This window comes from Myroides sp. (genome assembly GCF_032073645.1).
Classification (GTDB): domain Bacteria; phylum Bacteroidota; class Bacteroidia; order Flavobacteriales; family Flavobacteriaceae; genus Flavobacterium; species Flavobacterium odoratimimum.
Genome location: NZ_DAMANB010000009.1, coordinates 20,179 through 42,497, shown reverse-complemented (window position 1 = coordinate 42,497; position 22,319 = coordinate 20,179). Strand labels below are relative to the sequence as shown.

At 33.3% G+C, this 22,319-nt stretch carries 17 protein-coding genes; 7 read left to right on the top strand and 10 right to left on the bottom strand.

Going from position 1 to position 22,319, the window contains the following annotated elements; genetic code table 11:
* Positions 1-7 precede the first annotated feature (7 nt).
* Positions 8-640, top strand: a complete 633-nt coding sequence (locus RT228_RS08490) for a 7-carboxy-7-deazaguanine synthase QueE (RefSeq protein WP_006257206.1) — start codon at positions 8-10, stop codon at positions 638-640.
* Positions 641-679: 39 nt separating this feature from the next.
* Complete coding sequence (locus RT228_RS08485; RefSeq protein WP_006257205.1) at positions 680-1,084, top strand: DUF2059 domain-containing protein; 405 nt, start codon at positions 680-682, stop codon at positions 1,082-1,084.
* 47 nt (positions 1,085-1,131) lie between these two features.
* Here the strand turns inward: RT228_RS08485 and RT228_RS08480 are convergent, their stop codons facing one another.
* Positions 1,132-1,842: a class I SAM-dependent methyltransferase gene (locus tag RT228_RS08480; protein ID WP_006257204.1), complete on the bottom strand. Its 711-nt coding sequence runs from the start codon at positions 1,840-1,842 to the stop codon at positions 1,132-1,134.
* A 63-nt stretch (positions 1,843-1,905) separates the two neighbouring features.
* Between RT228_RS08480 and RT228_RS08475 the strand changes: the two genes are divergently transcribed.
* Positions 1,906-2,403, top strand: coding sequence for a YkgJ family cysteine cluster protein (locus RT228_RS08475; RefSeq protein WP_006257203.1), 498 nt, complete (start codon positions 1,906-1,908; stop codon positions 2,401-2,403).
* A gap of 3 nt (positions 2,404-2,406) precedes the next feature.
* Here RT228_RS08475 and RT228_RS08470 read toward each other — a convergent pair whose 3' ends face one another.
* The 7 genes from RT228_RS08470 to RT228_RS08440 form a co-directional block, all read right to left on the bottom strand.
* Positions 2,407-2,613, bottom strand: coding sequence for a hypothetical protein (locus RT228_RS08470; protein WP_006257202.1), 207 nt, complete (start codon positions 2,611-2,613; stop codon positions 2,407-2,409).
* A 110-nt stretch (positions 2,614-2,723) separates the two neighbouring features.
* Positions 2,724-3,485, bottom strand: a complete 762-nt coding sequence (locus tag RT228_RS08465) for a LytR/AlgR family response regulator transcription factor (protein WP_006257201.1) — start codon at positions 3,483-3,485, stop codon at positions 2,724-2,726.
* 138 nt (positions 3,486-3,623) lie between these two features.
* Entirely contained in the window at positions 3,624-4,952 is a 1,329-nt protein-coding gene (locus RT228_RS08460; RefSeq protein ID WP_006257199.1) for a RagB/SusD family nutrient uptake outer membrane protein, read from the bottom strand.
* Positions 4,953-4,964: 12 nt separating this feature from the next.
* A complete protein-coding gene (locus tag RT228_RS08455; protein WP_006257198.1) occupies positions 4,965-8,327 on the bottom strand; it encodes a SusC/RagA family TonB-linked outer membrane protein in 3,363 nt (1,120 codons plus the stop codon).
* Between the two features lie 33 nt (positions 8,328-8,360).
* Entirely contained in the window at positions 8,361-10,952 is a 2,592-nt protein-coding gene (locus RT228_RS08450) for a zinc-dependent metalloprotease (RefSeq protein ID WP_006257197.1), read from the bottom strand.
* A gap of 105 nt (positions 10,953-11,057) precedes the next feature.
* A complete protein-coding gene (locus RT228_RS08445; protein ID WP_230486137.1) occupies positions 11,058-12,605 on the bottom strand; it encodes a histidine kinase in 1,548 nt (515 codons plus the stop codon).
* Positions 12,606-12,627: 22 nt separating this feature from the next.
* Positions 12,628-13,845 carry an exo-beta-N-acetylmuramidase NamZ domain-containing protein gene (locus RT228_RS08440; RefSeq protein WP_006257195.1) on the bottom strand — a complete coding sequence of 406 codons (1,218 nt, stop codon included), beginning with the start codon at positions 13,843-13,845 and terminating at the stop codon, positions 12,628-12,630.
* Positions 13,846-13,852: 7 nt separating this feature from the next.
* Here RT228_RS08440 and RT228_RS08435 point away from each other — a divergent pair, with 7 nt between their 5' ends.
* Together RT228_RS08435 and RT228_RS08430 are read left to right on the top strand one after the other, a co-directional pair.
* Entirely contained in the window at positions 13,853-15,088 is a 1,236-nt protein-coding gene (locus RT228_RS08435) for an ABC transporter permease (protein WP_006257194.1), read from the top strand.
* Positions 15,089-15,538: 450 nt separating this feature from the next.
* Positions 15,539-16,030 carry a hypothetical protein gene (locus RT228_RS08430; protein WP_006257193.1) on the top strand — a complete coding sequence of 164 codons (492 nt, stop codon included), beginning with the start codon at positions 15,539-15,541 and terminating at the stop codon, positions 16,028-16,030.
* 233 nt (positions 16,031-16,263) lie between these two features.
* Here the strand turns inward: RT228_RS08430 and RT228_RS08425 are convergent, their stop codons facing one another.
* On the bottom strand, positions 16,264-16,875 hold the full coding sequence (locus RT228_RS08425) for a DJ-1/PfpI family protein (RefSeq protein ID WP_006257192.1): 612 nt from the start codon (positions 16,873-16,875) through the stop codon (positions 16,264-16,266).
* 102 nt (positions 16,876-16,977) lie between these two features.
* Positions 16,978-17,982: a GlxA family transcriptional regulator gene (locus RT228_RS08420; RefSeq protein WP_006257191.1), complete on the bottom strand. Its 1,005-nt coding sequence runs from the start codon at positions 17,980-17,982 to the stop codon at positions 16,978-16,980.
* 270 nt (positions 17,983-18,252) lie between these two features.
* On the opposite strand from RT228_RS08420, the gene RT228_RS08415 reads away from it, so the two are divergent.
* Together RT228_RS08415 and RT228_RS08410 are read left to right on the top strand one after the other, a co-directional pair.
* Positions 18,253-21,081, top strand: a complete 2,829-nt coding sequence (locus tag RT228_RS08415; RefSeq protein WP_006257190.1) for a TonB-dependent receptor plug domain-containing protein — start codon at positions 18,253-18,255, stop codon at positions 21,079-21,081.
* Positions 21,082-21,093: 12 nt separating this feature from the next.
* Positions 21,094-22,317, top strand: coding sequence for a DUF4876 domain-containing protein (locus RT228_RS08410; RefSeq protein WP_006257189.1), 1,224 nt, complete (start codon positions 21,094-21,096; stop codon positions 22,315-22,317).
* Positions 22,318-22,319 lie beyond the last annotated feature (2 nt).

Here is a 22,319-nt window from a genome sequence, read left to right as displayed (position 1 = left end):
AAGTAAAATGACGAAAGATTACGATAAAGAAGCATTAGATGAAGGGAGAATATTACCTCTAATGGAAGAGTTTTATACTATTCAAGGTGAAGGATTTTATTCTGGTCATGCAGCGTATTTTATTAGATTAGGTGGGTGTGATGTTGGATGTCATTGGTGTGATGTAAAAGAGAGTTGGGACGCTGAATTACATCCTTTAACTGATGTTCAACAGATAGTGTCACGTGCTGGTAAAGAAGCTAATTTAGCTGTTATAACAGGAGGAGAGCCTTTGATGTATAACTTAGATGTAATTACAGCCGAATTAAAGAAAGCGGGTCTACAAACGAATATTGAAACGTCTGGTGCTTATGATTTAACAGGTGATTTTGATTGGATATGTTTATCTCCTAAAAAGAATAAATTACCAACTCAAAGTGTGTATGACGCAGCAAATGAATTAAAAGTAGTGATATACAATAAGCATGACTTCATTTTTGCAGAAGAGCAAGCAGCAAGAGTTAATAAAGATGCACTGTTGTTATTACAAGTGGAGTGGAGTAAACGCGCTGAGATGAATCCTCTTATTGTTGATTATGTAAAGAAAAACCCTAAGTGGAAAATTTCTGTTCAAACACATAAATATTTGGATATTCCTTAAATAGCTTTAAATTTACAAGAAGGTTTAAAAATAAAAACTATGAGAAAAATAATACTTGCTTTTGCAATGGTATTAGTAGCTCAGTTTTCTTTTGCACAAGATGCATTTAAAGCTGATACTAAAAAGTATATGGATTTGAGCGGACAATTAAAGACGTTTGAATTGTTAACTAAAGAATTGTCATTAAATGTAGAGGAAACTAAACGTGCAGATTTTGAAAAAGAATTAAAAGCAAGCATGGTTGTTTTAGTAGATAAGATGGCAGAGATGTATATGACAGAATTTAGTCATGAGGATGTTAAGCAACTTATACAGTTTTATGAGTCTCCAGTAGGTAAAAAACTTAGTGATAAGAGTGAAGTGCTTTTTGAAAAAGGTCAAAAAGTTGGTGAGGAGTGGGCAGTAGGACTACAAGGTATTATGATGAAGTATATGCAAGAATAATAAAAAAAGCTCTGTGTGAAAACATAGAGCTTTTTTTATTGTTCGATTTATTGAATACTTAGTCTTGCTAGATAATCATAGTTATCACCTTCTGTAATAAGTTCGCATTCTAGCCCATTGCTATGAGCAGCGTTTTGGAGTGTGTTATAATCAAGATAAAGCCATTCAAGGGGATCATCAATTTCTCCTTTGTATTCAACAGTAAAGGTTAATTCTCCATAATAATCTTTATTTTCCATTGGTATCCATTTACCTCCATCTTCGTCTTCATCAAACATATAGATTAAATCAGAACTATCAATTAGTATTTGCCCACCAGGGTTTAATAAAGATTTTAAATGCTGTAGATACTTAGTTGTATTTATTAATCTTCCGAAGATACCTGTACCGTTCATTAATAGTAGAATGGTATCGAATTTTTCGTTTGTTAAATCTAGTAAATTTTGAACTGATGTATTTTTGATTCCTCTTAGTTTACAAGCTTCTATAGAGTTAGGAGAAATATCTATAGCTTTTACATCAGCTCCTTTTTCTTGTAGATAAAAAGAGTGAGTACCAGCCCCACATCCTACGTCAAGTATTCTTCCTTTAGCTAGATTAAGAGCCTTCTGTTCGATCTTTGGCATCTCTTTATAACTTCTAAATAGATAAGCAATATCCATTTCTTCTGCTTCAGAGATATCTGTTTCGGTGATTACATTTTGTGGATGATTATTTGTCTGAAAATCTAAAATAGCTTTTCCTAAAAGGTCTTTCATTATTTAATCTTTCTTTTAAAATTAAAGTAGAGTTGTTGTAATTTTGTATCCAAAAGAATACAAATGGATAAAACACTTTCACAACTTCCCAAGTTGGCCAAAGATAAGCATAATGAAAATAAAAAGTATTTTGATAAACTAAAAAAGAAAGCACCTAAAGATCTAGATTATCAAATGCAAGAAATACATGACAATGTGTTTAAGAAAACAGATTGTTTGAGTTGTGCTAATTGTTGTAAAACAACTGGACCTCTTTTTACGAATGCGGATATAGAACGTATCGCTAAGCATTTAAAAATGAAACCTCAGCAATTTATAGATAAATACCTATATATCGATGAGGATCGTGATTATGTCTTACAGAGTCTCCCTTGTACATTTTTAGATAATGAAAATTACTGTATGATATATGAAGTTCGACCTAAAGCATGTCGTGAATATCCTCACACAGATAGAAAGAAGTTTAATCAGATATCTAATCTTACACTTAAAAATGTAGCGATATGTCCTGCTGCTTATGAAGTAGTAGAGGAGATGAAGAGACGAATTATATTAAAATAAGTATTAGATGAAGAAGTGCTCTTCTTCTAATGCTTTCAAGTTTTCTTCTGTGATGTCTTCTACCTGTTCAGTAAAATACTCTAGAAGTTCTAAGATTTTGTTTTTTAGTTTTTCAAAAAAAGCTACAGCATTTTCTAAATAACCTTTTATAGCGTTAAACATATCTAATATCGTATCAACAAAGTTGATTAAGCGCTCACCTAAATCCATATTTTTTTAGTTTATGTTATTGTGTTATCTCAAATATAACAATTATAAGTACTGAATTATCTTAAAAGTATTAGAAAATTTAGCCTTTATAATAATGAGTATAGGAATAATTAACTCAACCAAGTTTTAAGATCTAGTATTTGGTTTTTACTTACTAAAATAGGAGACTCGTCTTCAGGGTTTGGAGTAATCTTAAGTTCTATTTTTTGACTATTATGTTTAATAATATCAGCTACTGATTTTATATTAATGATATACTTTCTATTTACTTTGAAGAAGGTTTTACTATCTAGTTTGCTAATGATATCTTTTATCGTATCATCATAGATGTATGAATTGTTGTCAAAAGTATACAGGAATAAATGTTTACCAGAAGCAACAAAGTACGCTATTTGATCTTTTTCTATAGATTTTAATTTATGTCCATTATTTACTAGAAAACGTTCTTTGATTGAAGAATCATTCCCATTTTCTATTTTAGCTAAACTATCTAACGTTGGAGCAATCTCGAATTGTTTACTAATCTCTTTAAACTTAATCAGAGCATCATCTAATTCTTCACTAGTAAACGGTTTTAGTATGTAGTCAATCGTGAATTGCTTAAACACTTGTATAGCATAAGAATCATAAGCAGTAATAAAGATAATAGGTGTTTTTATCTCTATATGTTCGAATATTTCCAAACTCTTTCCATCACCTAAATGGATATCCATGAAAATCAAATCAACTTTATTTGCTAAAAAGAAGGCAGTAGCTTCCTTTACAGATGATAGAATAACTATATCATCTATAGAAAGGTGTTCTTGTCTTAAAAGCAAAGAATGTAAGTAATTTGAAGCTAAGCTTTCGTCTTCTACTATAGCAATTTTCATGTGGTGATAAATTTGTACAAAAGTATAAAATATAATTTATACTTAGCAAGTAGAGCTCTAGGCTATAAGAAAGACGGATAGGTATTAAAAAAGCCACTCGATATCGAGTGGCTTTTTTGGTTATGAGTCTGGCGAAGACTATAGATTTGGGTTGTTTTCTCTTGCTTCTTTTGGGAATGGCAACGTATATCTCAAATCATTTTCTGTTAGAATAAACGTGTCATTACCAAATTTGTGTACTATTTTCTTTTGGTTTAAACGTCTTAAGTCAAACCATCTGTGACCTTCTAAAGCGAACTCTTTATTTCTTTCGTCAAGTATAAAAGAGATAAAACCTTTTTGATCTAAACCAGAAAGTTGCTGTATTACCTTTGCAGCAGCTTCTGGCTTATATCTGCTAACTATCAATTTTTCTATTGTACTTTTAGCTTCTGCTAATCTGTTTAAGTGACCTAATGCTTCCGCTTTAATCATGTATAACTCAGAAGTACGGAATGATGCTTTCATCTCTCCATTTCCTGTTTTCTTACTAATGTATTCTCCTTTTACTAGTTGAAATGAAGTATTAAAACGCAAATCACTTTCTCTATCATAAATATTATATAATTCATCAGAGACTAAAGCAATTTCTTGTATACCTTCAGTTAAACCTTCTTCTAAAGCTAAGATTGATTCGACAGATTTAAAGCTTGCTACAGATGTATTAATATCTTTATTTAGATTTTGTAATTCACTTTTGTATTGTAAAGCTTTATCTACACTTACAAGAGCTGCTTCGTATTCTTTTTCATAAAGATTTACTTTTGCTTCTAAAGCGTATATTGCAGCTAATGTGAAGCGATGATTTTCTCCTATTTCAAAAGAAGTTACTTTTAGGTGTTTTTTTGCATTGTTTATATCAGAATGTATTTGAGTATAAACTTCAGCTATTGTTGATTTCTTCTTTTTATTTTCTATTTCGTGTGTTAATTGTAAGACAATACCAGGTTCTGTTGCAGCAGTTGCTTTGTCATAAGGTTTAGCATATAGATTAGTCAAGTCAAAGTATGCTAAAGCTCTTAACCCATAAGCTTCTCCTAATAATTGTTCTTTTTGATCTCCTACTTGCATGGTATTTACTCCATTATTAATCAAATCATTTGTATAGAAAATGGTTTTGTAAAATTGAGTATATCCAAAACTAAGAGTTTGTTTAGATGGATTTACATCTTGATAAGTGTAAACATCTTTTACAGACAAAATTTTTGAAGATTCTTCATCTATTGTAATCTTTACTTCATCTGTACGGAAATTACTTAAAGATTTATGATTTGGGTAGTTTACATAAGCAGTGAACATTAACTTGTGATAATCTTCAACTGTTTCAGGAATAATTTTTCCACTTGGCTGTATATCTAAGAAGTCATCACAACTAACAAAGGATAGACTTAAGAATAAACTACTTATTATTAATATTGTTTTTTTCATTATGATACAATGTTAGAAAGTTACATTTAATCCTAGAGTGAATGACTTTTGGATTGGTTGTGTATAGATATTACCATACGTTTCTGGATCGAAATAACCATCATAATTTGTTCCAAATACAAATAAATTACGACCTTCAACTGTAAATCTGATATTATCAACATTTAATTTTCTTAATAGGTCTTTTGGTAGTGAGTATCCTAAACGAATACTGCTAATACGAACATAACTAATTTCTTTAGTCCAGATATCTAAGTATTTATAAGAGTTTCCACTATCTCCACCATCAAACCATTTTGCTAACATCCAATTGTCATTATCTGTATTATAATTTCCTTGATTATCATTAGCAAGTAAACCAGGCAATGATCCGTTAGGGTTATTAGGAGACCATATATCTAATAAATCAGTTGTATAATTTCTTCCTGGGTCAACTTTAGCTGCATTGTAAGAAGGTGTTTTTTGTACCGTTTGCTTTATGTTAAAAGCAGCAGATACTGTTAAATCAAAGTTCTTAACTCTTACTGTATTAATAAGACCTCCAGTGAATTTAGGATCTTTATCACCTGCATAAGAATATAAGTTACGGTACTCTTCAGGTGTCAGATTGGTATCAACCATATAACCAGGCATGAAATCAGCCATAGGATCATATAATTTAAAGAATTCTTTTCCTGTTACTTTTTCACCTTCTTTCCAGAATAATAAGTTCCCTTTTTCATCAAAACCAGCTGTTTTAATATGGAATACTGAATTTACAGGTAATCCTTCTCTTGATGGTAAAGTCTCGTTATCGAATATTTGAATTTTATCTACCTTACTTTTATTGCGAGCGAAGTTGAACGTTGTAGTCCAAGAGAAATCAGGTGTAGAGATATTTCTAGTTGTAATAGCAATCTCATACCCTTTATTCGTTACTTGGGCCCAGTTCATATTTGTAAATTCAAACCCTGTCTCAAGAGGTAATGCTTTAAGACCTATTAGGTCTGTACTTTTTCTGTTGTAGGCATCAAATCCAATAGAAATTCTATTGTTGAACAAACCTAAATCAAAACCTAGGTTAGTATTTGTTGTTTTCTCCCAACGCAAAGTACCATTAGGTGCAGCAGTTACCTGTATTGTTTGCCCTGGATATCCTGGTAATATTGTTGATGTATTGTATTCTCCAATCAAGAATGGAGAAGTTGTTTTGTCTATATTTCCTTGTAATCCATAAGAAGCACGTAAACGTAGATTACTTACGAAATCTAAGTTTTCCATAAAACTTTCTCTTGTTACATCCCAAGATCCAGAGACAGCCCATAGTGGTACGTATCTGTATTTAGGGTCAACACCGAATAAGTTAGAACCATCGGCTCTTACACTTCCAAAGACAGTATATTTTCTGTTGTATGTATATGAAGCAGTTGCAAAGAATGATGCATAAGCATTTTCGTTTACAGTCTTTTTATAAGTCTCATATTTTTTTTCTTTTGATTCTGTACTTCCCTCTGGGAAGATAATAGGTTTAGTAGTTAAGGTATTAGCATCATAACCAAAACCTTTTGACTTAATGATTGTTTGATCAGATTTTCTAATCTCCATACCTGCCATTACATCTACTTCATGCATATCGTTGAAGATTGCGTTATAAGTAGCCTGTGTTTTCCAGTTGTATTGGAACATATCATCATTAAAGTTTTCTATAATACCTCCATCAGGTAAGAAATACTTATATGTTTTAGTAGCTCTATCATAATATCTAGTAGCTTCTTTAAACTTACGTGTAGAGTATGTCTCTTTTCCTAAATACTTTTCTGTATCACTTTTGTCAAGTTGTAAACCTAATTGAGAGGTTAATTTTAAATCATTCAAGATTTGGTATTCTAAATCAAATACAGCTTTAAAAGATTTATTAACTAACTCATAACTTGTATTCGTTCTTTCTTCTGCAAAGTTAAAAGGTACGTATCTATCTTCATATCCTGAGATATCTTTATCGTACATATAACTACCATCTGCATTGTAAGGAGCTAAGTATGGATTTGCATTTCTTGAGTAGTTAATAGGGTTAATAGCAGCATCAGCATCTGTTACGAAATTATTTTTTTTAGAATGTGTTCCAAATAAAGATATTCCTACTTTAAGTTTATCAGTTACTTGATAGTTATCTTTTAAGGTAATGTTAAAACGTTCAAATCCTGTACCGATAGTTGTTCCTTCTTCATTAAAGTATCCTAATGAGAAGTAGTAATCATTTACATCATTACCACCAGAAAGGCTTAAACCATATTGTTTATTGAATGTAGGTCGGAAGATTTCTTTACCCCAGTCTGTATTTGTTTTTCTAAGGTTGTTAATAGAAGCTTGAGTAGCAGATGATAATGCATCAAAGCCACCGTTTCTATACATATCTAATTCATTACTTCCATTTAAGATACGCATTACTTCACCTTGATTAGATCGATCATTAAATATATCAGATCTACCAGCTAACATTAACTCAAAATCAACTTTCTGATCCGAGTTCATTAAGTTTAATTTCTTAAAGTCAGGTCTCTGGTTTACAAAAGTATTAGCTGTAAAGTTTACTTTCATATCACCTTTTTTCCCTTTCTTAGTTGTGATTAAGATTACTCCATTAGCTGCCCTAGCTCCGTAGATAGCTGTAGCAGAAGCATCTTTTAGAATCGTAATGTCTTGTATATCGTCTGGATTTAATCCTGCAATAGAGAAATTTTGAAGTTGATCGATATTATCTTTATCATTAAAGTTCGGTACATCGTTACCTTCTAGTGGCATACCATCTAGTACCCATAATGGATCTTGAGCTCCAGATAAAGAAGCCGTACCACGTATTCTAATCTTAGCAGGAGCACCAGGAGCACCAGTTTGGTTCACTACTGCCATACCCGCTACTTGTCCAGCTAACATCTGATCCACACTAGCTACACCAGTTTGGTTGATTTCAGCCATACTCACCTGAGCTACTGATGATGTAAGCTTTCTTTTTTCGATTGTTTGGTATCCTGTGATAACCACTTCATTTAAAATATCAGGGTCAGCACCTAAAGTCACTACATAATGACCTTTAGTATTTAAAGTGATTAATTTAGATTCATATCCGATAAAACTGATACGAATGCTTTTAGTATCCTGTGGTACTTCTAAGGTAAAGTTACCATCAAAATCAGTCATAGTACCAATACTAGTACTTTCTACGATACCTGCTTGTGATGTAGCATTAGACACTGTCTGTGTCTCTACAATTACTGAGGCACCAGGTAATCCTAGCTTGTCCACGCTATCTTGGACAAGACCAGTGATCACTCTTTTCTCTTGCGCGAAGGCAAGAGAAATAGTAAGGAGTGAGAAAAGGAGAAAAAGTTTTTTCATGTTTCCTTTAATAAAATTGGGGTTAGTTTATTTCTATAGATTTAAAGCTTCGTTTATTCTATTGATTAGATCAGCATAGTGTGCACGAGTAGCTTTATCTCCGTTTTTTTTCTTTTTATTCAGAATGTTTTTGATGTTCATTAATTCACTTTTCTTGTAAGAAGTAACTTCTGATACTCGCTTCATTACAGTGTAATTAATGTTTCTCAACTTGTTATCCTCTTCTACATGATTACATAGAGTAGGGAACTGAAGAGAGTGCGCAGTTAGTAAACCTTTTTTACTAGTCTTTTCGAATAGCTTGTTTACATCTATGATTAGAGCATCCACATAGTTCTTTTGAGTCATACGCTCTAGGATAGATAAACTCTTTCCTTTTTTTGTGGGTGCAAAAATCTCACTATTAAGCATTGAAAACAAATCATTTATCGTAAAGTTTTTCTCTTTACCTAATTCTACTTGTTGTACTTCATTTTCTAATAGACGTAATAAACGCTCATCCATTAGGGTGTAGTACAGTGTAGAATATTGTAGTTCTCTAGCTAACGAATATGGTGAGTATTCGAATGGACCTACAGGAGAGTCTTTTAAGCTATATGTGTTTTCTACTACTTCATTAAAGAACAACCATGTTGGAATATGTAAAGCATTTTTAGCCAAATACTCTACTGCTCTTTTTTGTTTCTCGTAAGGGACAGGCTCGTATGCTTTTTTGTTGTTTCCGTATACTGCATGGTTTAAATAAACCCCTCCGATATTGTTTAACACATGTTGATTATACATTTGCCATTGTCCTATAGCTCCCATGTATAACTTACCAGCTTCATAGTAATCCTCTCCTTCTTCGTATGTCCAAGGAATAATATTATCTACTACTATTTTTAAATTCTTTAATCCGTATTCACTAGCTTTCATAGCATCATCTCCTAGATCTTCTGATTGAGAACGAGGATCTACGATGTTTAGTGAACTTTGTTGCTCTCCATAGAAATACATAGGATCATCCTGATGATCTTCTATCATTTTGCGAAGTGCAGTTTTTTCTTCTTCTTGATTTGGATACCAACGGTAACCCCACTCGATAGCATATTTGTCATATAGACCGATCTGCGGAGTGATAGCAGTTACACCATCCTCTGGTTGTGCTACATAATTATAACGAGCATAATCCATAATAGATGGAGCAGTACCTCCCATTTTATCAGTGAATTCTTTTGAACGTAGAGAATCCACTGGGAATGCATAAGAAGAACCCATATTGTGTTTTAGACCAAAAGTGTGTCCTACCTCATGAGATGATACGAAGCGAATAGCTTCTCCCATATGCTCATCAGTGAACTTATTTGCTCTAGCCTTAGGATCAATAGGACCTGTCTGTATACGCATCCAGCTATGTACAGAAGTCATTACATTATGCCACCAGATGATATCTGATTCGATAATCTCTCCACTACGAGGATCTATTACAGATGGTCCCATAGCATTAGATTTAGGAGATGCAGCATACGTTATTACAGAATAGCGTACATCATCGATATCAAAATCTTTATCTTCTTCAGTAGGTTCTTTAGCAATAATTGCATTCTTAAAACCAGCTTTTTCGAATGCTACTTGCCAATCGTGTACCCCTGCTATAATTTTAGCTCTCCATTGGGGTGGAGTAGCAGGGTCTATATAGTATACGATTGGTTTTTTAGGCTCTACTAGTTCACCTCTTAAATATTTTTCTACATCTTCTTCTTTTGGTTCCATGCGCCACTTCGTGATGAACTCTTGTTCTTTCATTTTGTGTTGCGCATCACTGAAGAACCAATGTTTCTCTGTGAAGTAACCTACTCTTTTATCAGCTATACGTGGTTGCATAGGTTTCTCTGATAGTAATACGATATTACTCGTTACTCCTAAAGAAACAGGTAAGTCTCCAGAACCTTCATTAACACTTGTTGTTAATAGAGATTTAACTACGATATTCTCAGGGAATGTCTTTACTCCCTCTATATAAGATAAGTTTGTCTTAATAGACGTAGGAAGACCTAGTCCATTTAATACATCATTAAAACTCTTTTGATTTCCGTCAAAAACTTTATTTACTTTAATTACAGTAGCTGTAGAGTCTGGACTTTGAGCTTCAATGTCGAATACTTCTAGTACTGATTCTATAAAGTTTGTTTTTACTGATTTAGTAATTGCATCATCAGCTGGAGAAGAAACTCTTGGGGTGATTGTTTTAACCCATACTTTTTTTGCAATGGTATCTTTGTGAAACGTAATCAGTTTATTCTCATAGTTCATACCAGTATTTGCACCAGCATCATTCACTTCTAAAGGAACCTGAGATAATTTATTAACAATTAAAAATTGACGGTTTAGTAAGCTGTCTGGGATTTCAAAATAGATATCTGTTTTTACCTGAATCGTATTAAACATCCCTTTAGTATAGACTCCCTTTTTGATTAGGTCAGCATAGTTATTTTTTTTACTATCTGTTGAGTCTTTTTCTGTGGCTACTGTTTTTTCAGTTTTTGGGGTATTCTTTTTCTTAGCAGCATAGGCTGGTGGTACCTGTGCCAGGCAGTAAGAAAATATTAAAGCACTGATACTTAGTTTAACCGTGTTTTTATCCATTGTTATGTTAAGTTATTATTAAGTCACTATAAAACTAACTGACTTACCTCTATGCTTAAAATTTTTGGGAGTGAATGGATGGAATAGGGGAGTGAGTGGATAACTTTAACATTTGATCAAAGGCAAAATGCAAATAAATTTACCTTCTTCACATTTTGTCTCGTATCCTAGAACATTATAATAGTTATAGATTGAATCTAAGTATTTTAGACCAAAAAGCTCACTCTCTGAAGTAGTCTTTTTAGGTTGATAATTATTCGTGATAATTACTTCATCATCATGGATTAATATCTCTATAAATAAAGGATGTTCTGTAGTAGCTATATTGTGTTTAAGCGCATTTTCTACACAGATTTGTAATCCTAAAAACGGGATTTTTTGATGTAATTTCTCTGTTCTTTGATCGAGTAAATCAAAGTGTAATTCTTTCGTAAATCTAGTTTTCTGTAGCGTAATATACTTTTCTATAAACTCTACTTCATTCTCTATGTCTACAATGTTTTCTGCAGGAGGTGTTATTAAGTAACGGTAAGTTTTACTTAAATTTAATGTAAACTTCTGTGCTGTTTTAGGCTCTAGCTCTATGAGCATATAGAGAGAGTTCAGCGAATTAAATAAGAAATGAGGATTGATCTGATTCTTTAATTGTTGCAATTGAATTAAAGCTTTCTCTTTGCTAATCTTTTCATTTTCTACAGCTAATAACTCTTTCTCTAGATAGGCTTTCTTATTCGCCATACTGAAGATATAAAACAGAGAGAATAGAATAGTTACAGTTGTCAGAAAGATAAGAATCGTATTGCGTCTGATCGGTTTGATATTATCATCTACGTTAAACTTTGGAAAGTTGACTGTAATATAACCAGAGAAGTTTTCGGATTTAAAAGGACTGATAAATCGGAATACTTCTAAGTTTAAGTACTCAGAGTTAACGATAGGAGGATCAGCAGGATCTGTTTTTCGGACGGTATCTTGAGCAGAGAAGTTACTAAGCTCAAATACATTTTTACCCATCAGACTATCTTCTGGATGGTAAATACACAACCCGTCTTTAGTGAATATATAAGCGTAGTTCGGTGTCGTCACATCTATATTCGTTAGGTATTTATGGTATAGTGCCATATCTACTACGATACCGTAGATGAGTCGTTCGTTATTGGCGATAGGCGTACTGTGATACATCAGCCAATACTGAAAACCATTTTGTTCTACAAAAGTGTTCTTATGAGAATGATCAGGGTTCGCTAAGATTATTTTATTGAATATATTATCCTTATCTATCTCTCTATCCCTTCCTATATGAGCCTCTATAATCTCATTGTTCTGATTTACTCTGAAGTACCAGTTTAGAGAGACTACACCATCTAGGTTATACATCTGATTAAGCGTCTCATACTTTAGAGAAAGTTGACCTACTGGAGTGTTTTTAGTGATATAGTCTAGAGAGTTTAGATGGCGATCTATTTTATTAAACTCTAGTTCTAACGAACGTAACTTCTGATAAAAGTTTTTAGAAGTGATATACTTATAAGTGTCCTCATTACTCTGATTAATAGAAGAACTCAACATATATATAGCACCTATCGTAATCATTAGAATAACGATTCCGATAGCCATAAAGGTTTTACGCGATATAAATATTTTGTTCTTCAATGTTTTTGTTGAAGTTTATAAGTTAGTTGTGATATAGTAAATAAGGCTGACGTGTAATCTTAAATCTGTCTAGCCCACTTTGCCATGATTGACGAATTTCTTTCTCTGTTTTACCAGCTGTGATTTGCGCTTTTAAGTCAGCAGTACCCGCTAGTTTTATAAAGAAGTTAGTAAAGAATTTATCTTTATTCGTAGAGCTATTGTATGCTTTTAACAACCATTTTAGTTCTATTTTAGACACCTTATGCTCTTTAGACAAATTCTCTCCATAGCACAGCTTACCATTGTTCATAGGGTCTTTAGCACCAGCGTTAGGCTTAGGAGTGAATTGGTAAGGCATTTTTGTTAAGAAAGGCGAACCATATACCTGAAACTGTAAGTCTGTCCCTCTACCAGAGCTAACATTAGTCCCCTCGAAGAAGCATAAACTAGCATATAGATTTATAGCCTGATCATTAGGTAGATTAGGTGAAGGTGCTACGGGTAGTGAGTAGCTCATCTGTCTAGTATAGTTATCTACAGAGATTACAGTCAGGTCACACTGTACTCCATTCGCTAACCATTTCTCTCCATTGATCATTTTAGCATATTCTCCTATTGTCATTCCATGCATCGCAGGAATAGGGTGCATCCCTACGAAGCTTTTATTCTTCATATCTAGTGTAGGACCATCTATAATCGCGATATTAGGATTAGGTCTGTCTAATACGATAACTGGGATATTCTGTTCTGCACACGCTTCCATTAGATAGTGTAGAGAAGAAATATAAGTATAGAATCTCGCTCCTACATCCTGTAAATCAAATAACATAATGTCAATGTTTTTTAATTGATCAGCAGAAGGCTTTTTATTATTTCCATATAGAGAAATGATAGGTAAGCCTGTCTTCATATCCTTGCCATCTTTTACAAGTTCACCAGCATCAGCTGTACCTCTAAAGCCGTGCTCAGGAGCGTAGATTTTCTTTACATTCACTTTGTTTTCTAACAAGAAGTCCACTGTAGAGGTATAAGAACCATCAGCATTCTTAATCACTCCTGTTTGGTTAGTCAGTACTCCTACATTTTTGCCTTTTACTAATTCAAAGTAAGCAGATAATCGTTCGGCTCCTACTGAGATAGTATTGTTATTATCATGTGTATTAGAGCTGTTTTTTGCATAAGTATTAAAATTAACACTTAGTGCTAATAGACAGACTAAGAATAATAATGTATTTTTGAAACTTGAATTCGATATCATATTTATTTTGAAATTAGAATATTTTATAACTAAACGACTTGTTACTACTAAGAACTATAAAAGTAGTGTATCCGCACCAATTATTAAAATTGCAATTACAGCTATTGCATTAGGCATGATTATGATGCTTATCTCTGTTGCAACAGGTTTAGGATTGAAATACAAAATTAGAGATAAAATTTCAGCTTTTAGCGGTCATATCGTAATAACTAATTATGATAGTAATGTTACAGATATTACACTTAAGCCGATAGATGTAAGTGTAGCACAGTCTGATGATATTAAGAATATAGAAGGAGTAAAGAAAATACAGTCTTATGCCTCTAAGGCTGGTATTATAAGAACAGAGGATTCTTTTGAGGGAATTATTTATAAAGGAGTAGACTCTCTTTATGATTTAAACGAGATCAAGGATTATCTAGTAGAAGGGAGATTGCCGAAGTCGGCTGATGGAATGAGTAATGAAGTACTACTGTCTCAATATATAGCAGATAGAATGCACTTTAAAGTAGGGGATAAAATCACGACTTACTTTATGAAAGAATGGGGAAATAAGATTCCAAATGTTCGCCAGTTTGAGATCGTAGGGATATATAATTCGGCATTACAGCAGTTCGATGCAAATATTGTAATAGGTGATATAAAGCATGTACAGCGCCTGAATAGATGGAAGGCAAATGAGGTAGGAGGATTTGAGGTAGTTTTAAATAGCTTTGATCAGATTGAACAAAAAGGGCAAGAGTTCTATGTGAATTTACCTTCTACTGTAGACAGTAAGACTATTGTAGACAAGTATAGCAATGTATTTGGTTGGATAGATATGTTTGACTTTAATATAAAGATTATCATTATTATTATGATTGCGGTAGCGTCTATTAATATGATAGTAGCTTTATTAGTATTAATACTAGAACGTACACAGATGATCGGAATATTAAAAGCCATGGGTGCTGATAACTGGACGATTAGAAAAGTGTTTTTATACAATGCGACTTACCTAATAGTAAAAGGATTACTTTATGGTAATCTTATAGGATTAGGATTATTGTATATACAACAGTATTTTGGTTTGATTAAGTTAGACTCTACAGCATATTATGTGAGAGAAGCCCCTGTCTTGATTCGATTTAGCGATGTGCTTTTATTAAATTTAGGAGTAGTAGTCATTGCATTTTTAGTATTACTTATCCCATCGTATATGATTACTAAGATTAGCCCTATAAAAGCGATTCGTTACGATTAATAAGAAGGATTTTTAAAATATATACATAGCCTCTAGTACTTCTATTGCAGAAGTATTAGAGACTATTTTGCTTTTGGAGTGAGTGCATTTTGTTTTGGGGTAAGTCCGTAGTGAGTCCGTTATGAGTCCGTAGTGAGTCCGTTTTTTTGACTTAAATAACGGAGATACTATGGATATATATTAGTTGTACTTAGAAGTCATTAAAAAGAAGATAGTAAGGTAGGTAGTGAAAGAGTAATAGTATGTCTATAAAGAGTTTGTGTTAAGAAGGAGAAGTGTTTTATTTTTTTGTTTTCGTTTTTATTTTAGAAAATGATTGTTTTTTTTGTTAAAAAATAAGTTTTATGTTGGTTTTTTTAGAGTTTGGTAATTCGGTTTGTTACTAGAATTAAGGTTGTTCTATAAGGGATTTACATAAGATAGATATGAATTTAAAAGAAAAGAAAACCTATGAGTGGAATCATGGACATGATTAAAAAGTTTTTTATTGGATATGAAGAAGATAATATAGAAACGAAATTAAAGATGAAGTCTTTTTTAAGACAAGCACTTAATCGAGACGATGTAGAAGAGTATACAATAGTGTATGGTAAGACTAGTAAGCATTCTAATTATATAGTAGCGAGTCGTACTACCTATTATAGCTATATGATCGCTTTTAACAAGGGAACAGGAGAGATTATCATCGTACCTATAGACTCTGAATTAACTACCTATGGAGATCCTATCTTTGTTACGAATATGAATTTAAAAAAAGCTAAATTGATCATGTTAGGTGTTGTGTTCTCTTTTTCTTTTAATGATAAGAGTACTATAGAATTTGAAGTACCAGAGGTTAATACAAAAATAGTGAATTTCACTGGAGGCTATGAATTACCTATTTCTCAAAAAGAAGAAGCGAAGTTGTTTAAACAGTTCTTTAAGAATAAGTTTAATTGTTAGAAAGATTGTAGAAGGGAATCTATTGTTGAGTAGATTATTGATTTACAGAATTATGTCTTAGATGTACAAATCAATACTGCTAAAATTAATGGGTATATTCTAGAAGAAAATTAGAAACTGTAAGGCAGTCATTTTAATTCGACTGTTATCATGATTGTTTTATTGTTCATGACTGGATTCGTTTTTTTGATAAGCTATAAAAGGCGACTTAGTAATTAAGTCGCCTTTTGGTTTTATGATTTGTATTCAAATAATTGGGTAATAGTTTGTCCCATTTCTTCACCAAGCTGTTTGCTGACTAAGTATAGAGCACCATCTATACCTGCTGTGATACCTGCAGTAGTCAATACAGTATCTTGATCTACATAGCGCACACCAGTTACTATCTTGGCTTTAGGGGTAGCTTGTTTAAGAGCCTCTAGTGCCATGAAGTGTGTCGTTATCTCTAAGCCATCGAATACATCCGTATTACTCATCAGTAGACTACCTGTACAGACTGTAAATAACAGAGCACCTTGCTGATGTTGATTCACTATCCAAGATGTATAGGTATTCTGAAAATACTCGTCTTGTAGATAGTTCATGACGATGTCAGGGTTAGCTCCTGGTAACAATATGATATCAGGTGTAGGACAATCTTCGAAGCTGTATTGAGGTACTATTAGTGTAGTGTTCGCTTCTGTTTTGACCACTTCTTTCGTAGCAGAGACTAAGTAATGATTATAACTGTTGGGTTTAAGTACATTAGCTTTGACGAATACATCTAATGGACCATTTAGATCAAGTACTTCTACTTGATCAAAAATAATAAAGGCTACATTAAGGGGGCGGTTTGTTGTTGTCATATTTTATTGTTGATAAAAGGCAATAGAGGATCTGTCGAAGACTGGCTTCGATATCGGTATTGTCTTAGGTTATTCGTGATTATTTAGTTGGGAAACTAAATGCTAAAGGTTAATTCTCGTAGATTGGAACACACTTCTATAATGAGTAGGAGTGACTTTGACTAGTTTGACAAATACTTTCCTAAATACATGATCAGAAGTATATCCTATTTGAGTAGCTATTTCTACTATAGAGTATGTTGTAGATTCTAATAGACGCTTAGCATATTCTATTCTCACACAGTCATTAAAAGCCCCTGGAGTCATTCCTGTTTCTTTCTTAAATACCCTAGAAAAGTTGCGTTCACTCATATAGACATGATCCGCAAGTTCTGCAATAGTCACTGCTTGCTGAGTTAGATGATCTGTGATATACTGTTTTACTTTTCTAACTAAAGGAGTTAGTTCTATATCAGCGGGTATTAATGTACTATAGAGTTCTTGTGTGTTTGTTCTTTTTAGATTCACTACTAGATATCGTGATACATCAGAGGCTAGGGTATATCCATTGTCCTCTTCTATTAAGGCTAGAGCTAAGTCTATACCAGAAGTAATTCCTCCAGAAGTATAGATATTGTCATCTTTGATATAAAAGTGATCATAGGTCAGTCGAATAGAAGGGTAAGTCTCCTGGAGCACTTTAGCATATTGCCAGTGTGTAGTTACTTTTTTATTGGTTAGTAATCCTGTTTTGGCTAGTAAAAAAGCTCCTATACAGATAGAACCTATACGCTTTACAGTAGGTTGTATTCCCTTTATCCAATGTAACACAGCTGGATCATACTCATGCGTTAGGTCTGCTTTAGATCCAGCGATGAGTAATGTATCTAAAGGAATATGCTGGTCATAAATGGTATAATCACACTGTACACTAATGCCTGCACTAGTAAGTACACTTTTGTCTACTGTTCCAGAGATTAAGTGGATTTGATATTGAGTAAGTGCGGATGTAGCTGTGCGAACCATGATTTGATTAGCAGTATTGAATACATCACTCGGCCCTGCGAAGTCCAGTAGCTGTACTTGAGGTAATAATAGAAATCCGATATGATGTAGTGGGGTATTCATACTGCTATCATGTTTAATGATAAGACAAAGGTAAGAAGGCTTTATGATGTATAAATGACACATAACGTACTTTTTCTGCCATAATTGAAGATATATTAAGGAATGAGTCATTGTTTTATTTAGATTGATTTGAGTTTAAATGTTAATTTTTGTCAGTTAAAAGCTTGTTTGACTGTATTTTGAGTTTTGTTATTTAAATTACTTCTAAATAATATTGTTTAGAATGATTTTAGATTATACATTTGTCCCATAAAACATAATACAGTCGTGATGCTCAAACACTTTACTATTATCACACGACCAACCCAACTAACTATTATTATCTTATCGTTATTCATTCACTTTCTCAGTTATGGGCAGAATACTCGTTCTCCTATCTCTATCAAAGTGCAGAATGAGTATGGAATGGCTATTCCTACAGCGGTGGTGATGCTAAAAAGTGATAAGGAGTCTGTCTTAGAACTTACCAATGAGGCAGGTGAAGTAACTTTTAAACTAGTACCTGATAACTATCTTTTAGAAGTACAGCACATCAGTTATTCTTTTTATAGTCAAAAGCTAAATACCTTAACGCACAATAACCTTACAGTTGTCTTAAAAGCTGAAACGAATCAATTAGAAGAAGTCGTGATTACAGCTAAGGAAGGAACGGGACTTACGAGTACTTCTGTGATTAATAGAAGAGCTATGCAACATCTACAGCCTTCTAGTTTTGCTGACTTAATGGAATTAGTACCAGGGGGTAGAGCACAAGATCCGTACCTAGGCGGTGTCAATAAAATACAGCTGAGAGAAGTAGGTAGAGTAAGCTCTAATATAAGGGGTGTTGGAAATAAACAATATGACACTTCTTCTCTTGGGACTTTATTTGTAGTAGATGGAGCACAATTGAACTCGGGTGCAAACCTTCAGTATACTTATGGCTATATGGATAATGTTTCGTCAGGTGTTAATAAGAATATCAATATTAGCTCAGGTGTTGATATGCGTACAATATCAACAGACCAAATAGAGAAAGTAGAAATCATAAGAGGAATCCCTTCTGTAGAATATGGTAACCTTACTTCTGGTGTAGTAAAGATCACGAAGAAGAGTGGATATTCTAAATGGCAAGCACGTTTTAAAGCAGATGGATATAGTAAACTATTTGCGGTTAATAAAGGTTTTGAATCTAAGGATAGTAGCTTTAAGGTAAATGTAGGGTTAGATTATCTAAATGCTAAACCAGAACCTCGCAATGATTTAGAGAGTTATAAGCGTGTGACAGGTACTGTACGTGTGAGTAAGGATAAGAATTTAAACAATGGAGGATTGTTCTCTTGGCTATCTAACCTAAGTTATACAGGGTCTATAGATGACGCTAAGTCTGATCCAGATATTGACCTGACAGGTGCGAATAAATATAAAGTGGATAATCAGTTCTATAGTCTGAGTAATATAGTGACTTATGAGAGTAGAAATGAATCTTTCTTTAGAAGTATAGAATTACAGACTACGTTTAATCAACGTTTCGATAAGATTAACCAGACAAAGTTTGTACAGCTAGAGGCAGCTACAGCACTACCACTTTCTACTGTGGATGGTGAGTACGATGGTTTTTTTCCTACGGCTAATTATATTGCAGAGAGTGTAGTAGATGGTAAGCCACTAGATATCTTCGCTAAGGTAGTGAGTGCATTTCGTTATAAGATGTCTGCTATTTCTACAGATATACGTGCTGGTATTGATTGGCAGTATAGTAAGAATAACGGTAGAGGTCAGGTCTATGATATCTATAAGCCTTTAGATCCTAAATCTACTTATAGAAATAGAGCATATAAGGATATTCCTGCTTATGTAACGACGGCTTTGTTTGCAGAGCATATTTCTTCTGCGAAATTTGGACAACACGGTCTAACATTAGCATTAGGTGCGAGAGGATCTATTATGCAAAACTTGTCTAATGATTTCACTATGAGTGGAAAGATGTATATCGATCCACGTGTGAATGTACAATGGACATTGCCCTCTTTTGTAGTAGCGAATAAGGAAGCAAAAGTAGACTTAACGTTAGGATGGGGACAGCAGAGATTATTCCCTGACCTAAATCTTCTTTATCCTGAGAAATATTATAGAGACGTTCAGCAGTTAAACTATTTTCACAGTAATCCTGATTATCGTACAGTTAATTATAAAACGAGCGTTTTTGACCCACAGAACAAAGCATTGACTCCTGCCTTAAACAATAAGCTAGAGGCTAGGTTAGATTTGAATTGGGGTTTTCATCAGCTGACTTTTACGGTGTTTAAAGAAAGAATGAGCAACGGGTTTAGAACGATGAACCAGTATGGAATCTTTGATTATAAGAGATATGATACTTCTAGTATAGATCATGATCATATCACAAGTGTACCGAATAAAGAGGATCTTCCTTTTGAACAATTTAATGAAAACTTCTTATACAATTTCTCTCGTAATGGTAGTAGAACAGATAAGGAAGGAATAGAGTTTCAGTATACTTCTAATAGAATTCCTGTTATTAATACTCGTGTTACAATTAATGGGGCATGGTTTAGAACTAAACAGGGCAATAGTTTGCCAACTTATAGACGTGGTAACTCTAATGCAAATGTGAATGGTAAGCCTTATCCGTACCTAGGACTATACGATGAAATGGAACCTAAGAGCAAATACGAACAGCTAAATAGTAATCTATTATTAGATACCTATATCCCTAAACTAGATTTACAATTCTCTACTTCATTTCAGTTTAACTGGTACTACTTAGCAAAGAATGAACCGATGAATGGAATGCCTAGCTACTATGTAGGAGTAGATGGAGAATTACGACCTTATGATGCAGAAGAGGCAAAGGGAACATTATTAGAACAATTAGTAATCCCACAACATAGCAATGCAGATAAATCTAGGAGAACACCTATGCTGATGGATGTGAACTTAAAGCTATCTAAGAGTTTTAGAAACAAGCAGATCACAGTGTCTATGTTCGCTAATAAGTTATTTACCTACTATGCTCCATATTCTGTGAATGGGACTAAGGTAAATAGAAAGGGACTAAGAGACCCTTACTTCGGAATGGAAATAAATTTTAATCTATAAATACTTATAAAAATGATAAAACGACTTTTACAATCATTATGCTTACTACTAGTGGTATTAGGTTTTAATGCTTGTTCTTCTGATGACAATAGCAATATGACAGGGGATGAGCAGACTTTCGTAACATTCTGGATTAATGATCCTCAAGGTGCGAAGATAGAAGAGATAAAACAGATGACTATCAAGTTGACAGAACTAAACTCTAATAAGAAAACAGAGTTAGTATATGAAGGAGATAAGAAAATACAGAAAGCACTTCCTACAGGTACTTATGATATCACAGTAGAAGGTGTAATCACACATAAGGTAAATGGTGTAGTAGAGGAGAGTAAAGTAGGTAACTTTATTAAAGGTGTAGTGATCTCGGGTAGAGAAATGACTAAGGCTATCGATATCGTATTTAAAACAAGTAGTACAGGTTTTGTAATAGAAGAGGTATTTTTCGCAGGGACTAAGACACCACAAGGACTTCAGTATACAGATGACCAATACTTCAAAATAACAAATAACTCTGATGAGGTATTGTATTTAGACGGAATGTTATTTGTACAATCTAAGTTTATGACAAACGATAAGCAAGATTATACACCTAATATTATGAGTGAGGCATTGTCTGCTGGAGCTATTTTACAGTTCCCAGGTAAAGGAAAAGACCACCCAGTAGAGCCAGGCAAATCGGTAATCTTTGCAGAGAATGCTATTAACCATAAAGAATTTAACAGCAACTCAATTGATTTGACTAACGCAGAGTTTCAGAATTTTAGAGATGGAGTACATGATGCAGTAGGGTTAAAAGCTGCTAAAATGATTACGATTCACGATGAATTAGTGATTAATATTCAAGGAAGTTATGCTTATGCTTTAGTAAAAATGCCTGAGGGAATGACAACGGAGAAGTTAGTAGTAGATAATATATATGATTATGAGTACGAAATGATATTCGGAGGAGAAGTATATCCAAGTGTAGATTCTGCTATTAAAATTCCAAACTCATGGATAGTAGATGCTGTAAACTTAGGTATTGCAGATGAGTATATGTGGAATGTGACATCTCCATCAGTAGATATGGGATATACTTATATCACACAACATGTAGGAGATGAAGGAAGATATGGTAAGGCTGTAAGAAGACATGTAATAGGTAAAAATGCAGCAGGGAACAATGTTCTAAAAGATACTAATAATTCGACAGTTGACTTTGCACCAGCAGTAAGACCGTCATTATTTAAATATTAATT